Here is a 23396-nt window from a genome sequence, read left to right on the forward strand (position 1 = left end):
ACCTGAGGGCTATAATTCTAGTTTTTCTAATAGTTGATGTAATCTTGAGGGGTCTTGTAGATAAAGATAGCCGAACAGGGTTTCTAAACTGCTGGCCTGCTGATAGACTTGCGCTGTCAGACGACGGCGTTTTCCCGTGACCGCGTTGCGTCCCCGGCGCAGAATTTCTTTTTCTTGGTCTGTCAGATAGGGCTGCAGTTGTGCTAAATCTAAAGCCTGTTGTTCGGCCCTGACTTTGCCCACCACCTGAGCGTGATAGTCCCCGAGACGCTGGGGCGGCAGTAAATAATAGGTGCGGATGTATAATTCATAAACAGCATCCCCCAGATAGGCCAGGGAAGCGGGCGATAATCGGTCAAGACTCTCTAGGATTGGTGAACCCTCGCCATTGACCTGTAAGCGAATTTTTTCGAGAGGAGATTCCACGATTTACGCTTTTTCTAGATATTCGATCGCCGCTTCTAGGGTGGGTTGCAGGGAAAAAAACTTCTCCAATCGCACCAGTTTTACGGTTTGAGTTACCCGCGGATTGGTAACAATTTGTAAACTGCCTCCTTCGGTTTTGGCCTTTTTCACCAATTTTACCAAAGCCCCTAAACCGGAGCTATCGATAAAATCAATCTGAGCCAGGCTAATAATCACATCCTTAGGACCTTCCTCCACATAGCCTTCGATCACCTTACAAAAAGTCGGTTCGGAAAAGGCATCTAAAAGACCCGTCAAACGGAAAATTTGGTACTTATCTCTGACCTCACGCGTGCCTCGCAAGCTGACGGTCAAGTTAATTGCTTCTGGAATAATCCCCTCCTAGCTCTAGAGCCGTAAAAATCAAAACCCTAGTATATCCTAAAAATTTACGACCGATCCTTTTTTGCTTCCCGCATTAAATCAACAAATTTGCCAAACAGATAATCGGCATCGTGGGGGCCAGGACTGGCTTCGGGGTGGTATTGTACCGAGAAAAAGGGCAGAGACTTGTGTTTTAAACCCGCTACGGTGCGATCATTGAGGTTGAGATGGGTAATCTCCACTTCCGGGTTTAAAGAGGCTTCCTGCACGGCAAAACCGTGATTCTGACTGGTAATTTCCACCTGTTGCTGGAGTCCACAGGGTTGATTTAACCCGCGATGACCAAATTTCAGTTTAAAGGTTTCTGCTCCTAGGGATAGCCCTAAAATTTGATGACCCATACAGATGCCAAAAGTGGGTTTTTCCCCTTGTAAAAGTTCCTTGGCTAGGGCAATACCTTCGGTGACAGCCGCCGGATCTCCCGGTCCGTTAGAAAAGAAAATACCATCGGGATTATATTCGGCGATTTTTTCCGGGGGAGTGTCAGCGGGAACCACAATCACCCGACAACCGTAGCTGGCTAAACGTCGGAGAATATTGCGTTTGATGCCAAAATCGATCGCCACCACCGTTAACGGTTCTTGATCACTATCAATTGGCGCAAATTCCCAGGCGGACGGGGTGGGAGTCGTCCATTCGTACACTTCCTTGGTGGTAACTTCTTTAACGAGATTTAACCCCGCCATACTGGGGGCCGCCTGCACCAGCCGCAGTAAATCATGATAATCGAGTATTTCCGTAGAAATTGCCCCATTCATCGCCCCAACCGAGCGAATTTTGCGGGTCAGAGACCGGGTATCGATGCCATAGATGCCAATAACATGATGAGCGGCCAGATAATCCGGTAGGGATTGGCTAGAACGCCAATTACTGGGCCGGTGGCAGATATTTTTGGCGATCGCTCCTTTCACCTGGGGACGAATTGACTCCTCATCCTCGGGGTTAACCCCCGTATTTCCCAATTCCGGATAGGTAAAAGTGACGATTTGACCGGCATAACTGGGATCGGTGAGGACTTCCTGATAACCGGTCATCCCCGTGTTAAAGACAACTTCGCCGACGGTGGTTCCCTTGGACCCGAAGGAATAACCCTCGTAAACCGTACCATCGGCTAGAACTAATAAGGCTTTTTGACTAGCAGCACTGGATATCATTGTCAATTTTTTAATCTTGAGTAGTGGTGAGAAACAGAAGTCAAGGATAGACTAGAACAGGGACTAGAAAACGAATTGCTTAGTTTTAATTGGCTAGAGCGTTTTATGATTAAGAGTACGTCCGCTCAAAGACAACAGCTTCCCCTGACTAGCCATCGGCAAAATCCTATCGCTTAAAAAATAACTATATAAGTAATATGAGTCCAAGAAAACTGACTGATGCCACGAAAAAAGAAATTCTTAAGCTTTATCGGGAAACGGAGGCCACCACTTCCACGTTAGCCGAGCGTTATGGCGTGAGTAGTTCTACGGTCAGTCGTTTTCTCAAAAATTCTTTTTCTGGCGAGGAATACGAGCAATTAATCCAGAAAAAACGCTTGGCCCGTAGTCCTCGTGGCCTCGAGGAGGAGGAAGCAGCAGCGGATTTACCAGAAAAAGCGATCGAGGTGATTAGTTTTCGGGCAGCGCGCATCGCAGCTAAGGATGAGCAGGATTTTGAGCAACCGATCGCTTCTGTGGAACAATTAAGCCTGTTAATGGATACCTCTTACCCGCCGGAAGGAGATAATTCGGAATATATAGAAATTAATGGCGATAAACCACTAGAAGACGCTAATTTAACCGAGTTTTTCGTCGAAGCTATCGAGGAAGAGGAGGAGGAAGATGATCTGGACGAGGATTGGGATGAAGAGGAGGATAAAGATGAAGAGGAGGATGAGGAGGAGGAGGAGGAACTAGCGGGGAGCTATTTAGGCCCGACTATCGTTAAAACAGCCCAATTACAGATATTACCCCTATCGGCGGCGGCTTTTCCCAAAACCTGTTACTTGGTGATTGATCGCGCTGCCGAATTAATCACCCGTCCCCTCAAGGATTTTGCCGAATTGGGTAAGGTTCCCCCTCAGGAAATCCAGCAGCGCACTCTCCCCATCTTTGAAAGTCATCGCATCGCTCGTCGTTTCTCCAAGCGCAAGGAAAAAGTGATTAAAGTTCCCGACGGTCGCCTGATCGAAAAAGCTCACGCTCAACTGGAAGCTAAAGGGATCACCCGTCTGCTCATGGATGGTCGTATCTACGCTTTAGAGTAGGGAATTAGGGTATAGGAGACTGAAAAGTCTCCTCCGAACCCGTTGCTGAGGGTGGGGACTCGCGCGGGTTCGTTGAGAGAATTCAGCTTAGATGAGTTTACCCTAAGAAAATATGCCAATTTCATTCAGAGTAGAACTAGCTTACCAATAATCGGCTATTAGTGAGCGCGGTTTTTTTCTGGATTTATCACCGGGGTTAGTGTAGTTCAAACTGGTATTACTTACCCAAGTTTTGGTTATCTGGTCAATGAAATACCGAAATATGCAAGAAAACGCAACCGCCGAGAATGTTTATAAGTTTTCTAGTACCTTATCTCCTTCCGATCCAAGCTATGTGGATAGAAGGGCTGATCTGGAACTGTACCAAGCTCTGATGAACAGTCAGTATTGTTATATTTTCAATTCTCGCAAAATGGGCAAGTCGAGTTTGACAGTACGCATCCAAACTCAAATTGAAGTCCAAGGAGTAGCCTGTTCCCGTATAGACTTAAATGAATTGGGGACATCAGTAGATCAATCTAGCTGGTATCATTCCTTAATTATTGAAATTGCCGAACAATTAAAACTAAATATGACGGATTTAGAATCTTGGATTGCCAGTCAATCTGTTTCTAATGTTGGGTTACTTAGACAGTTTATTAAAGAAATTTTATTGATAAAAATTTCAAACAACATTGTTATTTTTATTGATGAAATTGATGTGGTTAGAAAACTACCTTTTGCTACTGATGACTTTTTTGCTTACCTTAGGTCTTGTCATGAAAAGCGAGTTATTAATGCAGATTTTAATCGTATTTCATTTGTTTTAATTGGCACGGCTACCCCCAATCAATTAATTCAAGATAGTCAAAGAACTCCTTTCAATATTGGTAAAGCAATTGAATTAAATGGACTGTCGTTAGAAGATAACTGTCAACCCTTGATGCAAGGACTAGAAGGGTTGGGTGTGTCCCCTCAAGAAATTCTACAAGAAATTTTTAGCTGGACTAATGGTCAACCTTTTCTAACTCAAAAATTGTGTTATTTAATGGCCAAGTTTAAAGTTCAAATACCTCGGTCTCTCTTATCAGCTTGGATGCGAGATTTTGTTTATAAACACATTATTGATAACTGGGAAAAAAAAGATGAACCTGCTTTTTTATCAAGTATAAGAGAGCGACTTATTTATCATCCTGACCAAGAGTATTTACTAAGGGTTTATGCTAATGTTTTAAAAGGTAAATTGGTGAAAGCGAGTAACACACCAGAACATGATGAATTATTGCTATCTGGATTAGTTATCGTCGATAATCAGGGCTATCTTAGGGTGGCTAATGCTATTTATCAGGCAATTTTTAATCAAAAATGGTTATATAATGTATTAGCAGCTAGTCGTCCTTATCAATCGGAGATTGCTAAGTGGGAAGACTCAAATTTTACCGATACAAATTGTTTACTGACGGGGAAAAAGTTAGAGGAATCTAAAAAATGGCAAGAAGATAAAGAATTAGATAGTATCGATTATCGTTTTTTAGCAGCCTCTGAAAGCATTACTCGTCAAAAACAATCTCGTTTATTTATGTTAGCAGCGGGAATATTTACTAGCATTGTTACAGGGTTACTTGGGTTGGGATTCTACCAGTCATGGCTGTTACCTTACTTTTATAAAATCCCCTATACTAAGGAGCCTGAACTATTTAGCCAAGGCGAAAAAAAGCTACTTATTAAACAGGAAAATTTTTATAAAGATCGGGGTATTTTAGCTTTTAAAAATGCTAATTATCTGGAAGCTAAACAGTTATTCAAAAAAGCCTATCTTGCTCATTCTGAAGATGCAGAAACATTGATTTATTATAATAATGCCATCGCTTATTTAAGTAATAATTATGTGACTTTGGCGGTGGTTATTCCCAGTGGCAAAAAAAATGAAATTTCCCAAGAAATCCTGAAAGGGATTGCTCAAGCACAATATTTATTTAATAGCCAATTACCGACAAGTGCGAATAATTTATTTTTAAATATCGTTATTGCCAATGATAATAATGATGAAAAAGTTGCTAAGATAGTCGCCAAGGAAATCGTTAAAGACCCCAAAGTTATTGGAGTAATTGGACATTATTCTAGTGAAGCCACCTTAGCAGCTTTACCTATCTATGAAAGAGCCAAAATTACTTTAATTTCTTCTACAAGTTCCTCGGATGTAATTGAGAGTGAATACTTTTTTAGAACCGTTATCACCAATGAAAAAATTGGTGAAACTTTAGCTAATTATGCCAGCCAACATGATCTAGATAAGGTAATTGTTTTTAATAATTCTAACCAGATTGATAGCCAAGAACTTACTCAAGAGTTTCATCAAGCTTTCCAAAAAAAAGGCGGTAAAATCACTAAAGTAATTGATTTATCATCTTCCCTAGATATTGACGCAGAAGTTTTAAAAGCATTTTCCCAAGATCAAGTTAGAGGAATTGTCTTATTTCCCAGTTTGGAATCAGCTTCTGTGGTAGTGGAATTATCCCATACTCTTGAACAGTTGAATACCAGTACCACTCTAGAACTGAAAAATAAGCTAGTTCTTTTAGGGAGTCATTCCATGTATGAACATGAAATGTTGGTTGATAGCGGTAAATTTATTGATAATTTAGTTTTGGCTGTGCCTTGGTTTTCCCATCTAATTAAGTCCCAAAATTTTGTCAGAGATGCTCAAGCTTTATGGAAAGAAGATATTAGTTGGCGAACCGCTACCAGTTATGATGCAGCCCAATCATTTATAGCTGCTATTAGAGCCTTGCAATCCCAGAATAAAATTTCTTCAGAGTTGATACAAGAACATTTAGAAAACCTCAATCTTTCGGCCAGTTTGACCTCAGGCAATTCTCTCAGGTTTGTAGATAATGAATCCGAATCTAATCGAGAACCAATTACTGTGAGGGTTAAGAGTAAGTTAGAAGCAAAACTTGAAAACTCAATTCAGTTTCAATTGGAATCTCAACGAGACTAATCAAGTAAATCGTCAAAATATACTTGATACAAATTGCAACGAACCTCTAGGTTATCATAACTTTTGTGGATCAGTCCCAATCGTTCCAAAAATTGGACAGATTCTCCTTTCATTTGAGCCGGAGTCAGAGCTTTTTTCTGAAGAATTTGCCTAAAAATATTCTGGAGGTTAGCATTACTTTTCAGATATCTCATCAGTAGGAAAAAATGACTTTGAAATGGCTCTCGTCCCTGCAAGGCATCATCTAGAACCTTTTCTAGAGAATTCCCTTCTTGCAATTTTACCAAGATTAACTTAATTAAATAAGGATTACCTCCCACTAAGTTCATGACCTTGTTAACATCTGATAACGTCCAATTAATGCCATTAACTTGAGCGAAAGTGAGAACTTGTTCCGCATTAAAATCCGATAAACTAGCCACATAACCTACACCAATTAAGGGAGAGGCATAAAAATCGTAGTTGCTATAAAATTCCGTTGAATGAATAATAATTAAGCGCAGTTTCCGCCAAGGTTGGGAACGTCTTTCATGCCAACTTCTGAGAATACCACAAATTTCATTACCGATTGTTTCAGTTTCCAAAATTGTATCAAATTTTTCAAAGACAAAAACCAGAGGATTAGCACTGGGTTGGAGAACATATTCCTCTAAATATCGTCGAGTTTTGTGGGCAGGAGTTCCGGGACGAGACCAAAATTTATCGAGAAGAGATTCGTTAATCTTTAATTCTTGGGTAATGGTACGACAAATCGACAGCAGCAAGTCTTCACAACTAAGGGCAATAGTGGCTTTTTCCTCCTCACAATCAATGATAACTGGTTGATAATTATCTTGTTTGAGATGATGGACTAACCAATTAACTAAACGGGTTTTGCCACTATTATGAGGTGCGCGAATTCTTAGCAACGATTGTTCTTGCTGAAGAACTTTGAGACAATTTTCCTCCAGAGGTGGACGTTTTACATAATCCTTAATATAGGTCTGATAATCCTGTTGTTTTTCCTCATCTAAAGAGGAGAGAATAGCAGCAATTGCGGGAGATTGATGTTTACTTTTGTTTGCCCACTCTTGATCAAAGCTCCTTAGGTTAGTTAAAATATCATGACCCCGTTGCCAAAAAGTAATTTGAAAAGTACGAATTTTTCCTTGATTATTGAGACGATGATCTTCCAAAATACCTAAAAACTTTTCGTTAAGATATTCCGTCAAAGCATCCCGAATTTGCCATAACTCTAGCTTTTGACCACATTTTTCTGTCAGCATTTCTAAAGCATTAAGTTCGGCTTGAATTTTCAATTTTTTCTCATTAATCCAGCTAAATTTAATAGCAAGATTTTCACAATTATCCACCTCGTAGTTAGCAAACTTTAACAGAGCATTAAGCAGATATTTGGTTCTTTGCCTGGGAATATCCCCATAAGTAACTTTTCTAGACATTATCTCAAGTTTAGTAATTAAGGACTTTGCCGGTAATTGAAAAATTTAAGTAATGATTTGGTTACGGAATAAACTTAAAACAGTGAGTTTCCTATCCTCCTTTTTGAGTGCAAGCTTCGCTCCCCTGTTTAACAGCGTGCGCTAAATCCAACCGTTCGAGAAAAATTTGACCTGTCAGTTCGCGAGTTTTCAATTGATGCCATTCAGGTGCAACAAGATTGATTTCAGAGGGGTATTTGGGCAGTGGAAACAGAAATAATCCTTGCCGCTGCCACTGATCCCAATATTCTCTGACTTGCTTACTCGAACGATAGCGGATTTTTCTAGAGGGTACCTCAAAAAATAGATTTACTTCAGCATTGCACCGCCTGAAACCCTGATGAAACCTTTGTTTATTCTCAATTAGTGTGAATATTTTCTCAATAAGTCCAATTTATCGAGGTACTCTAGACAACCTTGACCACATCTCTCAAAAAAATTTTCCGCAAAACCCCGAAGTTCCCCAAGGTTTTTCTCCACCCCCAAGTTACTCACACTCCAGTCTGGGATAGCAATTGAGGGCAAGAAAAATTAGCCTTTGACTGTGGGTGTACCCACAATGCCATAATCAACCACAACAAAGTTCAGATTTTCTTAAATAGTCTTTTTACCCTTGCTATGGCAGCACTTTGACCGATATCTGTCTGGCTATTTTGTGCCGAATTAGACAACTCCACTGGATGACTGACTATGACTAAAATTGCTGATATTGCCTACGTTACCTATCAACATCCGGATTTAGACCTGTGCGAACGTTTTTTGAGGGATTTTGGCCTGATTACCGCAGTTAAAACCGATACAGCCTTGTATATGCGAGCTAGAGGCAAAAAACAGTTTGTCTATGTCGTAGAATGGGGAAAAGAAGCTAAATTTGTCAGTTTTGCCCTAGAAGCGACATCAGAATCCGTCTTACATGAACTAGCCACTTTAGCCTCCGCTTCTCCGGTGGAAACCCTGTTCACCCCCGGCGGTGGTCAGCGCATCAAAATTATTGACCCCAACGGTTTTAACCTAGAATTGGTCTATGGTATCGAGGAAGTGGAACCTTTGCCGATTCCTGAACCCCTAGAATGGAATCACGCTAGTCGGAAAACCCGTTTAGGTCGCACCCAAAGGCCGAAAAAAGAACCCGCACCTATTTTACGTCTAGGTCATCTAGCTATTGATGTCAAAGACTTTGAGGAAAGTTATCACTGGTATCAGCAGACTTTTGGCTTAAAAGCAACAGATTTAATTTATTACGGCCATCCCAGTTTACGAGTCGGGGGTTTTCTTCGTTGTCAACGGGGAGACGAATGGGTTGATCATCACACCATCGCCATGTTGCAAGGTTCTCACCCCAAAGTCCATCATACTGCCTTCGAGGTGCAAGATTTTGACTCTATTAAAATCGGCCACGATTGGTTACGAGAAAAAGGATGGACTCCTGTGTGGGGTATTGGTCGCCATTTGTTGGGAAGTCAAGTGTTTGACTATTGGCAAGATCCTTTCGGTAGCCTCATTGAACATTTTACCGATGGGGACCTTTTCGAGCAAACCACCGAGCCAGAACTTCACGCGGGTGGGTTAGATATTCTCTATCAATGGGGACCGGCGATTCCCGAAAGTTTTTTAGGTTAAACCGTTGAAAACGTCTCATAAAAGGGTTTAGATGATGAATATTGCTGAAATATTTCAAAAAAGACGCTCTACTCGTAAATTTCGCACCGATGCCATTCCCGAAGAAATTTTAGCCGAAATTTTTCGTTTGGGATTCCAAGCTCCCTCTAGTTATAATTTGCAACCATGGCGATTTATAGTGGTTAGAGAACCAGAAAATAAGGCAAAATTGCGAGAATTCGGCTTTGAACAAGATAAATTAGTCGATGCACCCGTGGTTTTAATCTGTTGTGGCGATCGCCAAGTTAACCATCGTGGTTACATTAATCAAGTGATTGAGTTAGGAAAGCAAGAGGGGACGATTTCCGAAAAACGGGCCAAGTTCATGCACATGGCCATTCCGCCTTTTTTCCAATTTAAACCCTGTTATCAGTCTCCAGAAGCTTGGAGCAACCGACAAGTTATGATTGCGGTTACTTATCTCATGATAGCGGCGCAAAGCTTGGGGGTGGATAGTTGTCCCCTAGAAGGATTTGTGGCTAAACCCTTGCGCGAGTATTTCCAAATTCCTGATACGGTCGATGTCTGTTGTTTGTTAGCCTTGGGATACGCTGATGAACCCTTGAGCGAGTATGGGGGACGTTTTGGGACTCAGAAGCTCTGCTATGGCGAAATTTACGGAGAAACCTTTAATTTAAGCCTAAATCAACCCTAGAGTGACCGTCGCCCCCCGTCACCAGAAACTTTTCCCGGTGCGAGAGGATTAAATCTTTGTCTTCGATTCCATTTAATAATAGGGAGTAAAAAAATGACTCTTTGTTTAGATACTAAGCTTAATTTGTCAGAAATAAGCAGTTTAGTCGATATTATTCGTTATCGCGCCCAATACCAACCCCAAAAAACGGCTTATACCTTTTTAGTCGATGGCGAAACCGAAGAAAAACGCCTTACCTACGGGGAATTATTTCTGGAAGCTCAAGCGATTGCCAATAGTCTCCAATCCATTCTATTACCGGGGGAACGAGTTTTATTAGCATACCCTTCGGGATTAGAGTTTATTACTGGGTTTTTCGGCTGTTTATTAGCAGGAGTAGTGGCAATTCCAGTTAATTTGCCCAAGAAAAACCAAAAGATGGCTCGCTTAACTTCTATTATTAATAATTCGCAAGCAAGCTTACTTTTAAGCACACAATCGGAATTAGACCAATTAAAAAGGCAACTAGACAGAGATATTCCCTTTCTAGCTACGGATAGCTTAATCGGCAAAAGTTTAGCCGAAGACCACCCCACTCAGATAAAACCAGAGACCTTAGCCTTTTTACAATACACCTCTGGTTCCACGGGGACTCCCAAAGGAGTGATGGTCAATCACGAGAATCTTTTGACCAACCTCCGAGATTTAGATTTAGGTTGGGAACACGATGAAAAGAGCGTTATGGTGACATGGTTGCCAACTTTTCATGATATGGGGCTAATTTATGGCATTTTACTGCCCTTTTATCGAGGATTTCCCTGTTATCTCATGTCCCCGGTTTCCTTTTTACAACGTCCTCTCGGTTGGTTAAATGCCATCAGCAAATACAGGGCCACCCACACTGCCGCCCCTAATTTTGCCTATAAACGTTGTCTTGACAAGATTAAAGAGGAACAGCTGGCGTATTTAGACTTAAGCAGTTGGAAAGTGGCTTTAAATGGGGCAGAAACCGTCAGAATGGAAATTTTGAGCGAATTTGCTCGTAAATTTGCCCCCTGTGGTTTTGAGTTTGCCGCCTTTTGTCCGGGTTATGGTTTAGCCGAGGCCACCTTAAAAGTTGCTGCTGTCAGGAAAAATCAAGTTCCTCAAATCTGCTGGGTTGAAAAAGCCGCTTTAAACCGTCATCAAATCGTTTTTACGGAAAAAAGCCCAAATTCTCAATCCTTAGTCAGTTGTGGACAAACAGAAATCGACACAGAAATTGCCATTGTTAATCCTGAAACCTGTCAACGCTGTCCCTCCCAGCAGGTGGGAGAAATTTGGGTGAAAGGCAAAACCGTTGCCCAGGGCTATTGGCAACATCCCGAAGCTACAGAAAAAACTTTTCAAGCAGTTATCGCCGATACTGGACAGGGTTTTTATTTGCGTACAGGGGATTTAGGTTTTATTCATCAGGGTCAACTATACATCACCGGACGCTTGAAAGACCTGATGATTATTCGCGGTGGTAACTACTATCCCCAGGATATCGAACAGACCGTAGAACAATGCTATCCCGACTTTTGCCCCAGTGGAACTGCCGCCTTTACCGTAGAAATCGAGGCAGAAGAAAAGTTAGTCCTGGTTCAAGAGGTAGAAAGAACGGCAATTCGCCGTTTTAACCAGCAAAAAGCCCTAGAAGCAGTTCGTCGAGCGGTTTTTCAAGAACACGAATTGCAAGTTTATGATATTGCTTTTATCAAACCCGCATCTCTGTCCAAAACTTCTAGCGGCAAAATTCAACGCCACGCTTGCCGTCAACAGTATTTAAACCAGCAACTTCCACTAATTTCATCCCCTATGCCGACGCTAACCCCCCCCCTCAGCAGTCACCAAGCTGCCCCCACAACCGCTAGTCAAGAAAAAACCGAGCAAATCTTGACTTGGTTGCGAGATTACGCCAAAACTCGCATTAATTCCCATCTGATTGATGACCGTCGTTGTGTGCCGCCCTATATTGTCATGGATTTTGGCAATCAAGGACTGATGGGAATGCAGATTCCCGAAGAATACGGGGGAATAGCCCTTAATAATCGCAATTTTTTGCAGGTGATGGAACAATTAGCCGCCATTGATTTAACTCTGGCGACGATGGTGAGTCTCAATAACAGCTTAGGTATCCGTCCGCTGCTCAACTACGGGACTATTTCCCTCAAGCAAGAGTTATTACCTCTTTTAGCGACAGGAAGGCAATTATCCTCCTTTGGCATGACGGAACCGGAAGCAGGAGCGAATATCGGGGCAATTAGTACCGTTGCCGTGCCGGATGGCCGAGATAAATGGCGAATTCGCGGCCTTAAGCGTTGGAATGGTTCCGCTTGGGCCGGAATGATTAATGTTTTTGTCCGTTTGCTTGATTCGGAAGAACCGGGGAATAACGGTTTGACAGGTTTTCTTGTCCGTCAAGGTACCCCCGGTCTGCGTTTGGGACCTGAATCCCTAACTATGGGATTACGGGGAATTATGCAAAATGCCATCTATTTTGAGGATGTTTTAGTCACTAAAGAGCAATTGCTGGGAGAATTGGGCAATGGCACTGAACCCGCCGACGATGCTTTACTTTATGCCCGTTTAGGTATTGGCATGATGGGAGTTGGCGGCATGAAACGCTGTTTACAATTAATGTTACGTTATGCCAGTCGTCGTTCGATCGCTACCGGTAAATTGCTAGAAAGTCCGATTACTTTAGCCCGTTTTGACCATTTAACTGGGGCTACTGTGGCCTTGTCCAGTCTCTTAAAGTGTATTACCACCGCCTTAGACCAAAAAGTTGCCGTTCCCAGGGAAATGGCCGTTATTGCCAAGATTACGGGGGCTGATTACCTCTGGGAAGCGGCCGATAGTCTCGTTCAGATGCTCGGGGGTAGAGGTTACATGGAAACTAATCTTGCCCCGCAAATTCTCCGGGATGCCAGAGTTTTACGAATTGGCGAAGGTCCTAACGAAAGTTTGAAAATCTTTTTGGGCAAAAGTATCACCCATACGGACAAATTAGGCGAATTTCTGACAAAAGTTCTGGAAGCGCCCGAGATTGCCCTGCAACTCCACACCACTGCCCAATCTATTAATCAGCGTTGTCTCCAGTCTAATCTCTGGGGTGATCGTTCTGCCTCCTTAGCTTGGGCCTATTCTTTAATCGGAGAATTGGGTTGTTACGCCGCTTTAGTAGCAACAACGGCGAAAATGTCCCAAATTCACCCCGGGGAAAAGTACAGTCATGCCCTAGCTTGGAGTCAATTGCAGTTTGATTTATGTGTGCAGAAAGCTCTCCGGGGAACACCCGAAGAAAACTTTGCTTCTTCGGTGGCAACTATCCGCGATCGTATCCTCGATTATACTCAATCTATTGATGATATCGAACAACGTCTAGAGGGTTCCGATTATCAACTCGACGAGTTATTGACGTTGGAACCAGAAGCTAAACAGACTCATCCTCAAGCTGAAACTTCTCTGGTCGAAATTGCTATTCAAACGCCGCAGAACCGAGTAAATAGCCCCTCTAGTCCGAAAAAGTCCCTTATTAGCCAACAAACTCCCGAAAAGGTGGAAATGTGGTTAAGTAATTGGTTACACCAGAAATTAAAGGTCAATCCAGCCACTATCCAAACCAGCCAGTCTTTTGCTGATTTTGGCTTAGATTCAATTTTTGCCGTGGAATTAGCGCAAGATATTGCCGATTGGTCGGGAATCCCCGTCGAAGCCACCATTGTTTGGAATTATCCCACTATTGATAGTTTGGCAGAATATTTAGCTAACCAGATTAATCAAAGCAATACGGCGGCTGAATCGACAAATAATCGAGAAAAAAGCGAAATTTTAGCAGTTTTACCCCAAATATCCGAAGAAGAAATCTCAGCCTTCTTTAGTTAATCGCTGGTGGGGATAGGATAGCTAATTTCCCTTGACCTATCCCCCACCTCGGAGTCACGGGGACAATTGTGACTATGCCACTAAATTTTCCCATCCCGACAGTATCAAGGTTTTTCCCGCTTATCCGTGACTTTTTCCCAAGCATAACCTGAGATGAAAGTGACGTGACATAACAAGACAAGAGTTGTTAGGAAGATGAATCAACAAAAACAAGCTTTTTTAGAACAATACAAACACCTCGATGCAATGGTCAAAGCGCAAACCGAACCCATCGCTATTGTGGGGATGGGCTGTCGTTTTCCCGCAGGAGTCAATGATTCCGCAAGTTATTGGCAGTTATTGGTTAATGGCATCGATGCAGTAACAGAAATTCCCCTAGAACGTTGGAATATTGCCGACTATTATCACCAAGATGCCGATGTTCCGGGAAAAATGTATAGTCGGGAAGGGGCATTTTTAGACAAAGTTGACGAATTTGACCCGGCTTTCTTCGGCATCTCACCTCGGGAAGCCGCCGCCATGGATCCGCAACAACGGTTACTGTTAGAAGTCTGTTGGGAGTCCCTAGAAAATGGGGCTATTGCGCCAGAAAGTTTGATTAATAGTCAAACTGGCGTATTTATGGGCATTTTTCGCGATGATTATGCCCAATTATGTTTTCATCAAGGCGTAGTCAATCACATTGATGCTTACAACAGTTTAGGAACCAGTCGCGCTATTGCCGTCGGCAGAATCTCTTATCTATTTGGGTTTCACGGTCCGACTCTGCAAATTGATACGGCCTGTTCCTCTTCCCTTTTGGCAGTACATTTGGCCTGTCAAAGTCTGCGCGGCCAAGAATGTAATCTCGCTTTAGCGGGGGGGGTGAATCTGATGTTAACCCCGGCCACTGCGATTAGTAATTGTAAATTAAAAGCCGTTTCTCCCCAGGGTCGCAGTAAAACCTTTGATGCTTCGGCCGATGGTTATGGTCGGGGCGAAGGTTGCGGTGTCGTGGTCTTAAAACGTCTCAGTGATGCTCTCCGAGATGGCAATCTTATTTTCGCCCAAATTCGCGGTTCGGCTGTCAATCACGATGGAAAAAGTAATGGCTTAACCGCCCCCAATGGTCAGGCACAGGAAGCTTTACTCAGACAAGCCCTCGAAAGAGCGAAAATTCAACCTAAAGATCTGCAATACGTCGAAGTTCACGGTACAGGTACATCTTTAGGAGATCCCATCGAGGTTTTATCCTTAGGGAAAATTTATGGCCAGGGTCATAGCCAAGATAATCCCCTGATTTTGGGAACCGTGAAAACTAATATGGGGCATCTGGAAGGGGCTGCGGGGATTGCAGCGTTAATTAAGACAGTTTTACAGCTACAAAATCAGCAAATCGCCCCTAATCTTCATTTTAAGAACCCTAATCCCTATATTCCCTGGGAAAAACTGCCGGTCAAAATCCCCACCACTCTTACCCCTTGGTTGGTCAGAGAAGGAGTCCGACGGGCTGGAGTGAGCGCTTTTGGGATGAGTGGGACTAACGTCCATTTAATCGTGGAGGAAAGCAATTTTGAGCGGCTTAGTGACGAAAAACCTCATTTAGAACGTCCTTGTCATTTAATTACCCTTTCGGCGAAAAGTGAGCCAGCCTTACGGGAATTAGCTCAACGCTACTACGATTTTTTAGGTCAAAATTCCCAGACGGTCATGGCAAATCTGGCCTATACCGCTAATACTGGGCGATCGCATTTTGAGCATCGTTTAGCTATTCCCTTTCTGGCTCAAAAACAGCTTGAGCAAGCTTTAAAAGACTTTATTAGGGATGAAAATCGCTTTTCAGGTCAAAAAAGTATTTTAACCTCGAAAAAAGCCCCTAAACTGGCTTTTATGTGTACGGGACAGGGTTCACAGTATCCCGGAATGGCTAGGGAACTCTACGAAACGCAACCGACTTTTCGCCAAACTTTAGAGAAATGTGACGAAATTTTACGGAGCTATGGGGTGAAATCCTTACTGCAAGTGTTATATGGGGACGAAAAAACCAGTCAGTTGATTAATCAGACTTTTTACAGTCAAATTACCCTATTTTCTCTGGAATATGCCCTCGCCCAACTCTGGTTATCTTGGGGAGTGAAACCCGATGCTCTCATCGGTCATAGTTTAGGGGAATATGTGGCCGCTTGTTTAGCGGGAGTCTTTAGCTTAGAAGACGGTTTGAAGTTAATTGCCCATCGGGGACGCTTAATGCAGACATTACCGAAAAACGGCATAATGGCGGCAATTTTTACCGATTCCGACACCGTGACCAATCATCTGAGGAAGATTAGGGGCATCTGTACCATTGCTGCGGTCAATAGTCGAGAAAATACGGTCATTTCTGGCGAAACTGAGGCTATTAACCATTTAATCGCTAACTTTAATCAGAGAGGCATTGAAAGTCAGACTTTAGCGGTTTCCCATGCTTTCCATTCTCCCTTAATGACGGGTATGGTGGGGGAATTTGCCAAGATTGCCGAAACTATCACCTATAATTCCCCACGTCTTCCCCTTATTTCTAACTTGACTGGGGATGTTATCGATGCAGAGATAGCAACTTCCCAATATTGGGTTAATCATCTACTGTCTCCCGTAGAGTTTGCCCGGGGTATAGAAAGATTAGGAGAGTTAAATACGGAAATATTCCTAGAAATTGGCGCAAAAACCACATTAATTAACCTAGGTCAGCAAAATCTCCCCGACCGAGGTCTCTGGTTAGCTAGTTTATCCCCAAAACAGTCGAATTGGGAAACCCTACTCCAAAGTTTAGCGACCCTTTATGTAAAAGGGGTCAAAATTGACTGGAATGGATTCGACCTGGATTATTTACGCGAAAAAATCCCCTTACCGACCTATCCCTTCCAAAGAAAACGCTATTGGTTAGATTACATTGATTCTCAGCTAAAAACCCCGACAGTAGCAGCTTTCCACCCCCTCCTACAGCAACCGCTGCATCTATTGGGGTCAAAGGATGTTCACTATCAATCCTCTCTTTCTCCCTGCTCTCCGAGCTATCTGCAAGAACATCAAGTTTTTGGCCAGGTAGTTTTCCCGGCCGCGGCCTATCTAGAGATGATTATAGTGGCAGCCGGTCAACAATATCCCAATCAGCAGTTTACTATTGGCCAATTGAGTCTGAATCGACCCTTAATTTTCTCAGAAAACCAGAGTAAAAAGGTACAGTTAAGCTTACTAGCGGGGGGACAATTTCAGATTCTCAGTCTTGGGGAAGGGGAAGTTTCCCTACTGCATCTATCCGGTAATTTAACCAATGAAAACCAGGACTTACCCAGCGGCAATTGGACAGATATCCGGGACCGTTGTCACCAAAAAATCGAAATCGCACAGCATTATCAGGACTGTTCAAGTAAAGGAGTGAACTACGGGGAAAGTTTTCGAGTTATCCAGGAACTTTACCGCAATCAGTCCGAAATTGTCGCAAAAATTCAACTTTCTTCCCATCTACTCTCGCAAGCGGTGGATTACCAGCTACATCCTGTCTTACTTGATGGTTGCTTTCACGCTATGTCGGCACTATTTCCCGCAGGGAATAGCACCTATCTTCCCACTAATATTGACCGATTGACCTTTTCGGGAGTTAAGGACACCTCTATATACTGTCATGGTCGCTTCAGCCATAGCAATTTGCAAAACGGCATCTTAATCGCTGATTTGACTATTTTCAGCGAATCGGGTCAATTAATTAGCCAAATTGACGGATTAACCTTTCAACAGGCCCGGCCAGAAACCCTCTTTTCCCAGACCAACGACCTCAAGGATAGTTTATACGAAATTACTTGGCAAGCCACGGACTTGACGGGAATGGATTGGACAGAAACAGGAGATTGGTTAATTTTTGCTGACAAAAAGGGAGTAGGGCAACAATTAGCCGAAAAATTGGTGCAACAAGGGCATAGATGCCAACTTATCACCGAAAACAATCGCCAGACTTGGCAATATTTCCTCAAAAAACCCTATCAAGGTCTAATTTATCTCTGGGGAATCGATGACGACCAAGCTTTAGAAAATAATCAAAACCTAGCCGTCACTCAGGAGCGAATTTGTGGAACTTTGCTGGAAATAGTGCAAGAACTAGGCAAAATAGAGGTTAATTACTCTCCTCGCCTCTATATTGTCACCCAATCGGCTCAATACATTCCTTCTCAACCCACAGTGATTGCCCTTGCCCAAAGTTCCCTCTGGGGATTAGGACGGACTATTGCCCTAGAACACCCAGAATTGCGCTGTCTGTGTCTAGATGGAGATAAATTTCAGGATAGCCACACCTTAGCCCTAGAGGTGTTCCAATCTTTACAAAGTTCGGAGGAGGAAAATCAAATCGTTTGGCGGCAAGGCCAGAGCTATGTGGCTCGTTTAGGGCGATTTATCCCGAAATCGTCGCTAAAAAACCGAGAAATTGCCGAAAATGCCACCTATCTTATTACTGGTGGTCTAGGGGCCTTAGGGCAGCAAGTGGCTAATTGGTTAAGGAAAAAAGGAGCAAAATCCCTCGTCTTACTGAGTCGCCGGGGAATAACTCCAGAAACCCAACCAATTATAGACCAATGGCGACAAGAGGGAACCAATGTAGAAGTTTTTGCCGCCGACGTTAGCGACTTTGGCCAAATGCGTCGGGCTTTTGAGATAATCGAGCAACAGTTACCCCCCTTAAAAGGCATTATTCACACGGCCGGGGTGTTAGAGGATGCCAGCTTATCCAAACAGACTTGGGAGAAATTTGAGCGCGTCTTTTCCCCCAAAATACTCGGCGCTTGGAATTTGCATCTCCTCAGTCAAGAAGTTGATTTAGACTGGTTTATTAGTTTTTCCTCGATGGCCTCGGTGTTAGGGTCTTCTGGACAGAGTAATTATGCTAGTGCTAATGCCTTTTTAGATAGTCTAGCCCATTATCGTCAAGCGCAAGGACTGCCGGCCCTGACCGTTAATTGGGGTCCCTGGGCAGAGGGTGGTATGGCCGAAAATTTAGGCGAAAAAGCGAAAAAAAGGCTAATTAAACAGGGTTTTACCCCTCTTGATCCCCAAAAATGTTTACATCTCCTCGAAACATTGCTGACGACTTCTCGGACACAGGTAACTGTCGCTTCTCTCAATTGGAATAGCTTTTTTAACAGTTTCGAGAATCAAAAAATTCCGCCTTTATTACGAGATTTCCAAAGTTTTTCAGCCCCAAAATTAACCCCAGACAATAATTTTATTGATGTCTTAATTACAGTACCAATTGAGGAGCGTTTTGCGGCTTTGACTGCTCATGTTCAAGGGATTGTAGCGGAAATTCTCGCTATTCCGGCTAGAGAATTTACCCAAGTTGACCAAGGTTTTTTTGAGTTGGGAATGGATTCTTTAATGACGGTGGAATTACGCAATCGTTTAGCCAAGGATTTAGGTAAATCTCTGGCGGCAACCATCACTTTTAAATACCCAACAGTGACCAGTTTGGTCGATTATCTGGTAACTGAAGTTATTGACCTTGACTTTAGTTTAAAACCCTTAGCAATAGGAGCAAATCAAGATAGCAATATTGATCCCCTCAACGAAGAAGATTTATCCCTAGAAGAATTGTCCGATTTACTGCTACAGGAATTAAATTCCTTAAGCTAGAAAAGCAGACCTCAAACCCTATCTAAATAACCTGTTTACCATGACACAAATACCTGCCAAAACCGATCAAATGAGCTTAATAAAAGATGCCTTAAATCAAATTAAGGTCTTAAAAACTAAGCTACATACCCTAGAAAAAGCTAAGAATGAACCAATTGCAATTATTGGTATGTCCTGTCGCTTTCCCCAGGGAGCTAATTCACCGGAAACTTTTTGGGAATTATTGCAATCAGGAACCGATGCCATCAGCGAAATTCCGCCGCAACGCTGGAATATTGACAATTATTACGATCCTAAGCCCGATGCAAGGGGAAAAGTCTATACCCGTCACGGTGGCTTCTTAAATCAACCGATAGATCAATTTGACGCTGATTTTTTTGGTCTTTCTCCCCGGGAGGTGGCACAAATGGATCCGCAACAGCGATTACTGCTGGAACTAGCCTGGGAAGCTCTGGAAAATGCGGGAATATCACCCTTAAATCGGCGAGGAAGTCAAACAGGGGTATTTATCGGCATGATGACTCAAGATTACTCCCATTTTAGCCATCATCCCGATCTGATTGATGCCTATACGGGAACGGGAAATGCTAAAAGTGTAGCTTCGGGACGTTTATCCTATCTTTTTGGATTTCATGGCCCAACTTTAACGGTTGATACTGCTTGTGCCTCCTCTTTAGTCGCTGTTCATTTAGCTTGCCAAAGTTTACGCAATAACGAGTGTGAAGTTGCCCTAGCCGGGGGAGTCAACCTAATGTTAACCCCCTTCGTTACTATCATGGAATCCCGCGCCCAGATGTTGTCTCCTGACGGTCGTTGTAAAACCTTTGATAGAACAGCGAATGGCTATGTGCGGGGAGAAGGCGGCGGTATTATAGTTTTAAAGTCTTTATCTGCGGCTATTCGGGATAATAACTTGATTTTAGGACTAATTAAAGGTTCGGCCGTTAACCATGGCGGTACGAGTAGCGGTTTAACAGTTCCCAATCAACTTAGTCAAGAACAATTGATTCGTCAAGCTTTAAAAAATGCTCAGGTAAAGCCAGAGGATATTAGCTATATTGAAGCCCATGGAACTGGCACTTCTTTGGGCGATCCCATTGAATTAGGTGCATTATCGACAGTTTTTGCTAAAAATCCCCAACCGGTTTGGGTTGGTTCCGTCAAAACCAATATCGGCCATCTAGAAGCGGCCGCTGGTATTGCCGGACTGATGAAAGTGATTTTATGCTTGCAACATCGACAAATTGCCCCCCATCTCCACTTCCAGCAACCGACACCCCATCTAGACTGGGAAAATCAACCGCTGAAAGTTCCGACTAAAAACCGTGAATGGGTTAGTGAAAATTCTGCTCGTTTAGCTGGAGTTAGTTCTTTTGGCTTAAATGGCACTAATGCCCATATTATTCTCGAAGAATACCCTTACGAACCTCAAACCACTGCGGCACCTGATTCATCGCCCTATCTGTTCACCCTCTCAGCCAAGACTGAATCGGCTTTAATCAAACTAGCCCAAAAATACGTAAATTACCTAGAAAATGCGAAAAATGTCGCTTTAAGCTCCATTTGTGCTACTAGCAATCGCAGTCGCTCCCAATTACCCCATCGTTTCACCTGTATTGTCTCTAGTCACTGCCAACTTCAAGAAAAATTAGCCGCTTTCGTTCAAGGTGAACCCAGTTCTTTTCGCCAAAAAAGTGAATTTAATGGCAAAAATCGGGCAAAAATTGCCTTTCTCTTTCCGGGACAGGGTTCTCAATACCCCGGTATGGGAAGGGAACTATACCAATGTTATCCTCTATTTCGTCAAACACTCGATCGCTGTGCTGAGATTCTCCGTCAATATGGCGACTATTGCCTAACGGAGATTATTGACCAAGAAAATCATCTCAATCAAACTTTTTACAGCCAACCTGCCCTATTTGCTCTCGAATACGCCCTTTTTAAACTCTGGGAATCCTGGGGAATTACCCCCCATGGGGTTATGGGTCATAGTTTAGGGGAATATGTGGCCGCCTGTGTTGCTGGAGTCTTTAGTTTAGAAGATGCCTTAAAATTAGTCTTCTATCGGGCTAAATTGATGGATTCTGTGGGAAAAAGTGGTTCAATGGTCGTTATCTCGGCTAGTGAAGCTGAAATTACTCCCTTAATTGCCCCCTATCAATCTCAGGTAGCTATTGCCGCTATTAATGGTCAGGATAATATTGTCCTGTCCGGTGCTGCAGAGACCATAGAAACCCTGGTAAAACAGCTTCAGGTCAAAAATCTGAAGATTACCCGGTTAAATGTCTCTCAAGCTTTTCATTCCCCTCTGATGGAGGAGATTTTAGACGAGTTCCGACAAATTGCCGAAACTATCACCTATCATCCCCCCCAACGAGCCTTAATTTCTAACCTTAATGGCAACTTAGTCAATTTTGAGGTCACTACTCCCGATTATTGGTGTCGTCATCTCCGGTGTTCTGTTCGCTTTGCCGATGGGATAAAAACCTTACTGGACAACGGTTATGAGCTATTTGTCGAATGCGGCTCCCATCCCGTTTTATCGGGCATGGGCAGCCTACTGGATAAAAATTATTCTTGTCTTTGGTTGCCCAGTTTGCGTCGTCAAACCTCTGACCGACAACAGATTCTCGAGAGTGTCAGTCAGCTTTATCTGCGGGGATTCGCCCTGAATTGGCAAGAGATAACGGCCAATCAAGACAGTAAACCCTGTATCTTACCGACTTACAGCTTTGAAAGAAGTAGTTATTGGCTAAAAACAGGCGACTTGACCCCAGAAGAAGCGCAATTATTGCCTAAATTGTCGAAATATCTCGTAGAAACACCGCCGCAACCGCCGGAGGTTGTCAAAACCACCACCGCGTCATCTTCTGGTCATCTAATTACCCTTGACTCTCTTTTGGCCACACCCGCAGAGAAACAGCTTAAACAACTAGAAACCTACATTATCGGTGTTTTAGAACAGATTACTGGTTTATCCGTGGTCAAGCTACATACCAAGCAACCGCTCTCTAGTTTAGGCTTAGATTCTCTCATGTCCAGTCAATTACGACGTCAACTAGAGGAGGATTTAAAAATTATTGTTCCCGTGGAATACCTAGCGGGATTGAGTATTGAGCAGTTTTTACCGCAAATATTCAACTTAATCACCCAAAATTCCCAACCTGCAACTAGCAATAAAACTCCTCTCCCCTCAAAACAGAAAAAACCAATCAAGACGACTAAAGCCGAAAATATCTCTAATGATCCGAAACTTTGGCTAATTCGCAAACAAGCTAATCCTAACGCCCACATTCGTCTATTTTGTTTTCCCTACGCCGGTGGGGGTGCCTCCGTATTCCAAAATTGGCTGAATTACTGCCCCAAGCAAGTGGAATTGTGGGCGATTCAACTACCCGGACGCGAAACGCGTCTTCAGGAAACTGCGATTACATCGCTAAAATCCCTGATTAATCGTCTCATTCCGATTCTGACTCCCTATTTAGACCAACCTTATGCTTTTTTTGGTCATAGCATGGGTTCTTTAATCAGTTTTGAATTAACCAGAGAATTAGCTAAAACTCGGCAAAATCTACCCCAACATTTATTTATGTCTGGATTTCGAGCGCCTCAAATTGTCAATCCTGATTTACCCATTCATCGTCTGGGAGATGAGCAATTTTTAACAGCTTTAGGTCATTTTCAAGGAACCCCAGAAACTCTCCTCAAACATCCCGATTTAATGGCGGCTTTTTTGCCAATTTTACGAGCAGATTTCAAACTCCTAGAGACCTATTCTTATCAACAAGGTCAACCCTTAAATTGTCCTATTACCGTTTTTGGAGGCCACAACGATGCCAAGGTTTCTGCCGATCAATTACAACAATGGCAACGGCAAACCAATCAAGATTTTGTCCTGCATACCTTACCAGGAGGACATTTCTTTATCAATCAACATACGGAGAAAATTATGAAAATAATTTGCCAAAGTTTACGAGAGTTTCCTGAACAAATGACTGCCTAATTAAC

Annotated in this window: 11 protein-coding genes; 7 read left to right on the forward strand and 4 right to left on the reverse strand. The window is 43.0% G+C overall.

Going from position 1 to position 23396, the window contains the following annotated elements; translation table 11 throughout:
• Nucleotides 1-9: 9 nt before the first annotated feature.
• From O9334_RS10100 to carA, 3 genes are all read right to left on the reverse strand, one after another.
• Nucleotides 10-426, reverse strand: a complete 417-nt coding sequence (locus O9334_RS10100; RefSeq protein ID WP_190381598.1) for a Mini-ribonuclease 3 — start codon at nucleotides 424-426, stop codon at nucleotides 10-12.
• Nucleotides 427-429: 3 nt separating this feature from the next.
• A complete protein-coding gene (locus O9334_RS10105; protein ID WP_045360375.1) occupies nucleotides 430-780 on the reverse strand; it encodes an STAS domain-containing protein in 351 nt (116 codons plus the stop codon).
• A gap of 74 nt (nucleotides 781-854) precedes the next feature.
• Complete coding sequence (carA, locus tag O9334_RS10110; protein WP_045360373.1) at nucleotides 855-2003, reverse strand: glutamine-hydrolyzing carbamoyl-phosphate synthase small subunit; 1149 nt, start codon at nucleotides 2001-2003, stop codon at nucleotides 855-857.
• A gap of 197 nt (nucleotides 2004-2200) precedes the next feature.
• Between carA and O9334_RS10115 the strand changes: the two genes are divergently transcribed.
• Nucleotides 2201-3091 (forward strand): helix-turn-helix domain-containing protein, encoded by an 891-nt coding sequence (locus O9334_RS10115; protein WP_045360370.1) that lies wholly within the window; start codon nucleotides 2201-2203, stop codon nucleotides 3089-3091.
• A 262-nt stretch (nucleotides 3092-3353) separates the two neighbouring features.
• Nucleotides 3354-6071: an AAA-like domain-containing protein gene (locus O9334_RS10120; protein WP_288000129.1), complete on the forward strand. Its 2718-nt coding sequence runs from the start codon at nucleotides 3354-3356 to the stop codon at nucleotides 6069-6071.
• Here the strand turns inward: O9334_RS10120 and O9334_RS10125 are convergent.
• Nucleotides 6068-7510 carry an AAA-like domain-containing protein gene (locus tag O9334_RS10125; protein ID WP_288000131.1) on the reverse strand — a complete coding sequence of 481 codons (1443 nt, stop codon included), beginning with the start codon at nucleotides 7508-7510 and terminating at the stop codon, nucleotides 6068-6070. The two genes, O9334_RS10120 and O9334_RS10125, sit on opposite strands and share 4 nt — an antisense overlap.
• 729 nt (nucleotides 7511-8239) lie before the next feature.
• Here O9334_RS10125 and O9334_RS10130 point away from each other — a divergent pair.
• From O9334_RS10130 to O9334_RS10150, 5 genes are all read left to right on the forward strand, one after another.
• On the forward strand, nucleotides 8240-9169 hold the full coding sequence (locus O9334_RS10130) for a VOC family protein (protein WP_288000133.1): 930 nt from the start codon (nucleotides 8240-8242) through the stop codon (nucleotides 9167-9169).
• Nucleotides 9170-9203: 34 nt separating this feature from the next.
• Nucleotides 9204-9863: a nitroreductase family protein gene (locus O9334_RS10135; protein ID WP_002734614.1), complete on the forward strand. Its 660-nt coding sequence runs from the start codon at nucleotides 9204-9206 to the stop codon at nucleotides 9861-9863.
• Between the two features lie 93 nt (nucleotides 9864-9956).
• A complete protein-coding gene (locus tag O9334_RS10140) occupies nucleotides 9957-13751 on the forward strand; it encodes an AMP-binding protein (protein WP_288000136.1) in 3795 nt (1264 codons plus the stop codon).
• A gap of 195 nt (nucleotides 13752-13946) precedes the next feature.
• On the forward strand, nucleotides 13947-19388 hold the full coding sequence (locus O9334_RS10145) for a type I polyketide synthase (RefSeq protein ID WP_288000138.1): 5442 nt from the start codon (nucleotides 13947-13949) through the stop codon (nucleotides 19386-19388).
• Nucleotides 19389-19428: 40 nt separating this feature from the next.
• Nucleotides 19429-23391, forward strand: a complete 3963-nt coding sequence (locus O9334_RS10150) for a beta-ketoacyl synthase N-terminal-like domain-containing protein (RefSeq protein WP_288000140.1) — start codon at nucleotides 19429-19431, stop codon at nucleotides 23389-23391.
• Nucleotides 23392-23396 lie beyond the last annotated feature (5 nt).

It is taken from the genome of Microcystis sp. LE19-8.1F (assembly GCF_027531715.1).
Classification (GTDB): Bacteria; Cyanobacteriota; Cyanobacteriia; order Cyanobacteriales; family Microcystaceae; genus Microcystis; species Microcystis wesenbergii_A.

Bases quoted from the DNA above. Each gene is read 5' to 3' on its own strand.
- carA (WP_045360373.1), bottom strand. From the start codon at position 2,003: ATGATATCCAGTGCTGCTAGTCAAAAAGCCTTATTAGTTCTAGCCGAT.
- O9334_RS10115 (WP_045360370.1), top strand. From the start codon at position 2,201: ATGAGTCCAAGAAAACTGACTGATGCCACGAAAAAAGAAATTCTTAAG.
- O9334_RS10120 (WP_288000129.1), top strand. From the start codon at position 3,354: ATGCAAGAAAACGCAACCGCCGAGAATGTTTATAAGTTTTCTAGTACC.
- O9334_RS10125 (WP_288000131.1), bottom strand. From the start codon at position 7,510: ATGTCTAGAAAAGTTACTTATGGGGATATTCCCAGGCAAAGAACCAAA.
- O9334_RS10130 (WP_288000133.1), top strand. From the start codon at position 8,240: ATGACTAAAATTGCTGATATTGCCTACGTTACCTATCAACATCCGGAT.
- O9334_RS10135 (WP_002734614.1), top strand. From the start codon at position 9,204: ATGAATATTGCTGAAATATTTCAAAAAAGACGCTCTACTCGTAAATTT.
- O9334_RS10140 (WP_288000136.1), top strand. From the start codon at position 9,957: ATGACTCTTTGTTTAGATACTAAGCTTAATTTGTCAGAAATAAGCAGT.
- O9334_RS10145 (WP_288000138.1), top strand. From the start codon at position 13,947: ATGAATCAACAAAAACAAGCTTTTTTAGAACAATACAAACACCTCGAT.
- O9334_RS10150 (WP_288000140.1), top strand. From the start codon at position 19,429: ATGACACAAATACCTGCCAAAACCGATCAAATGAGCTTAATAAAAGAT.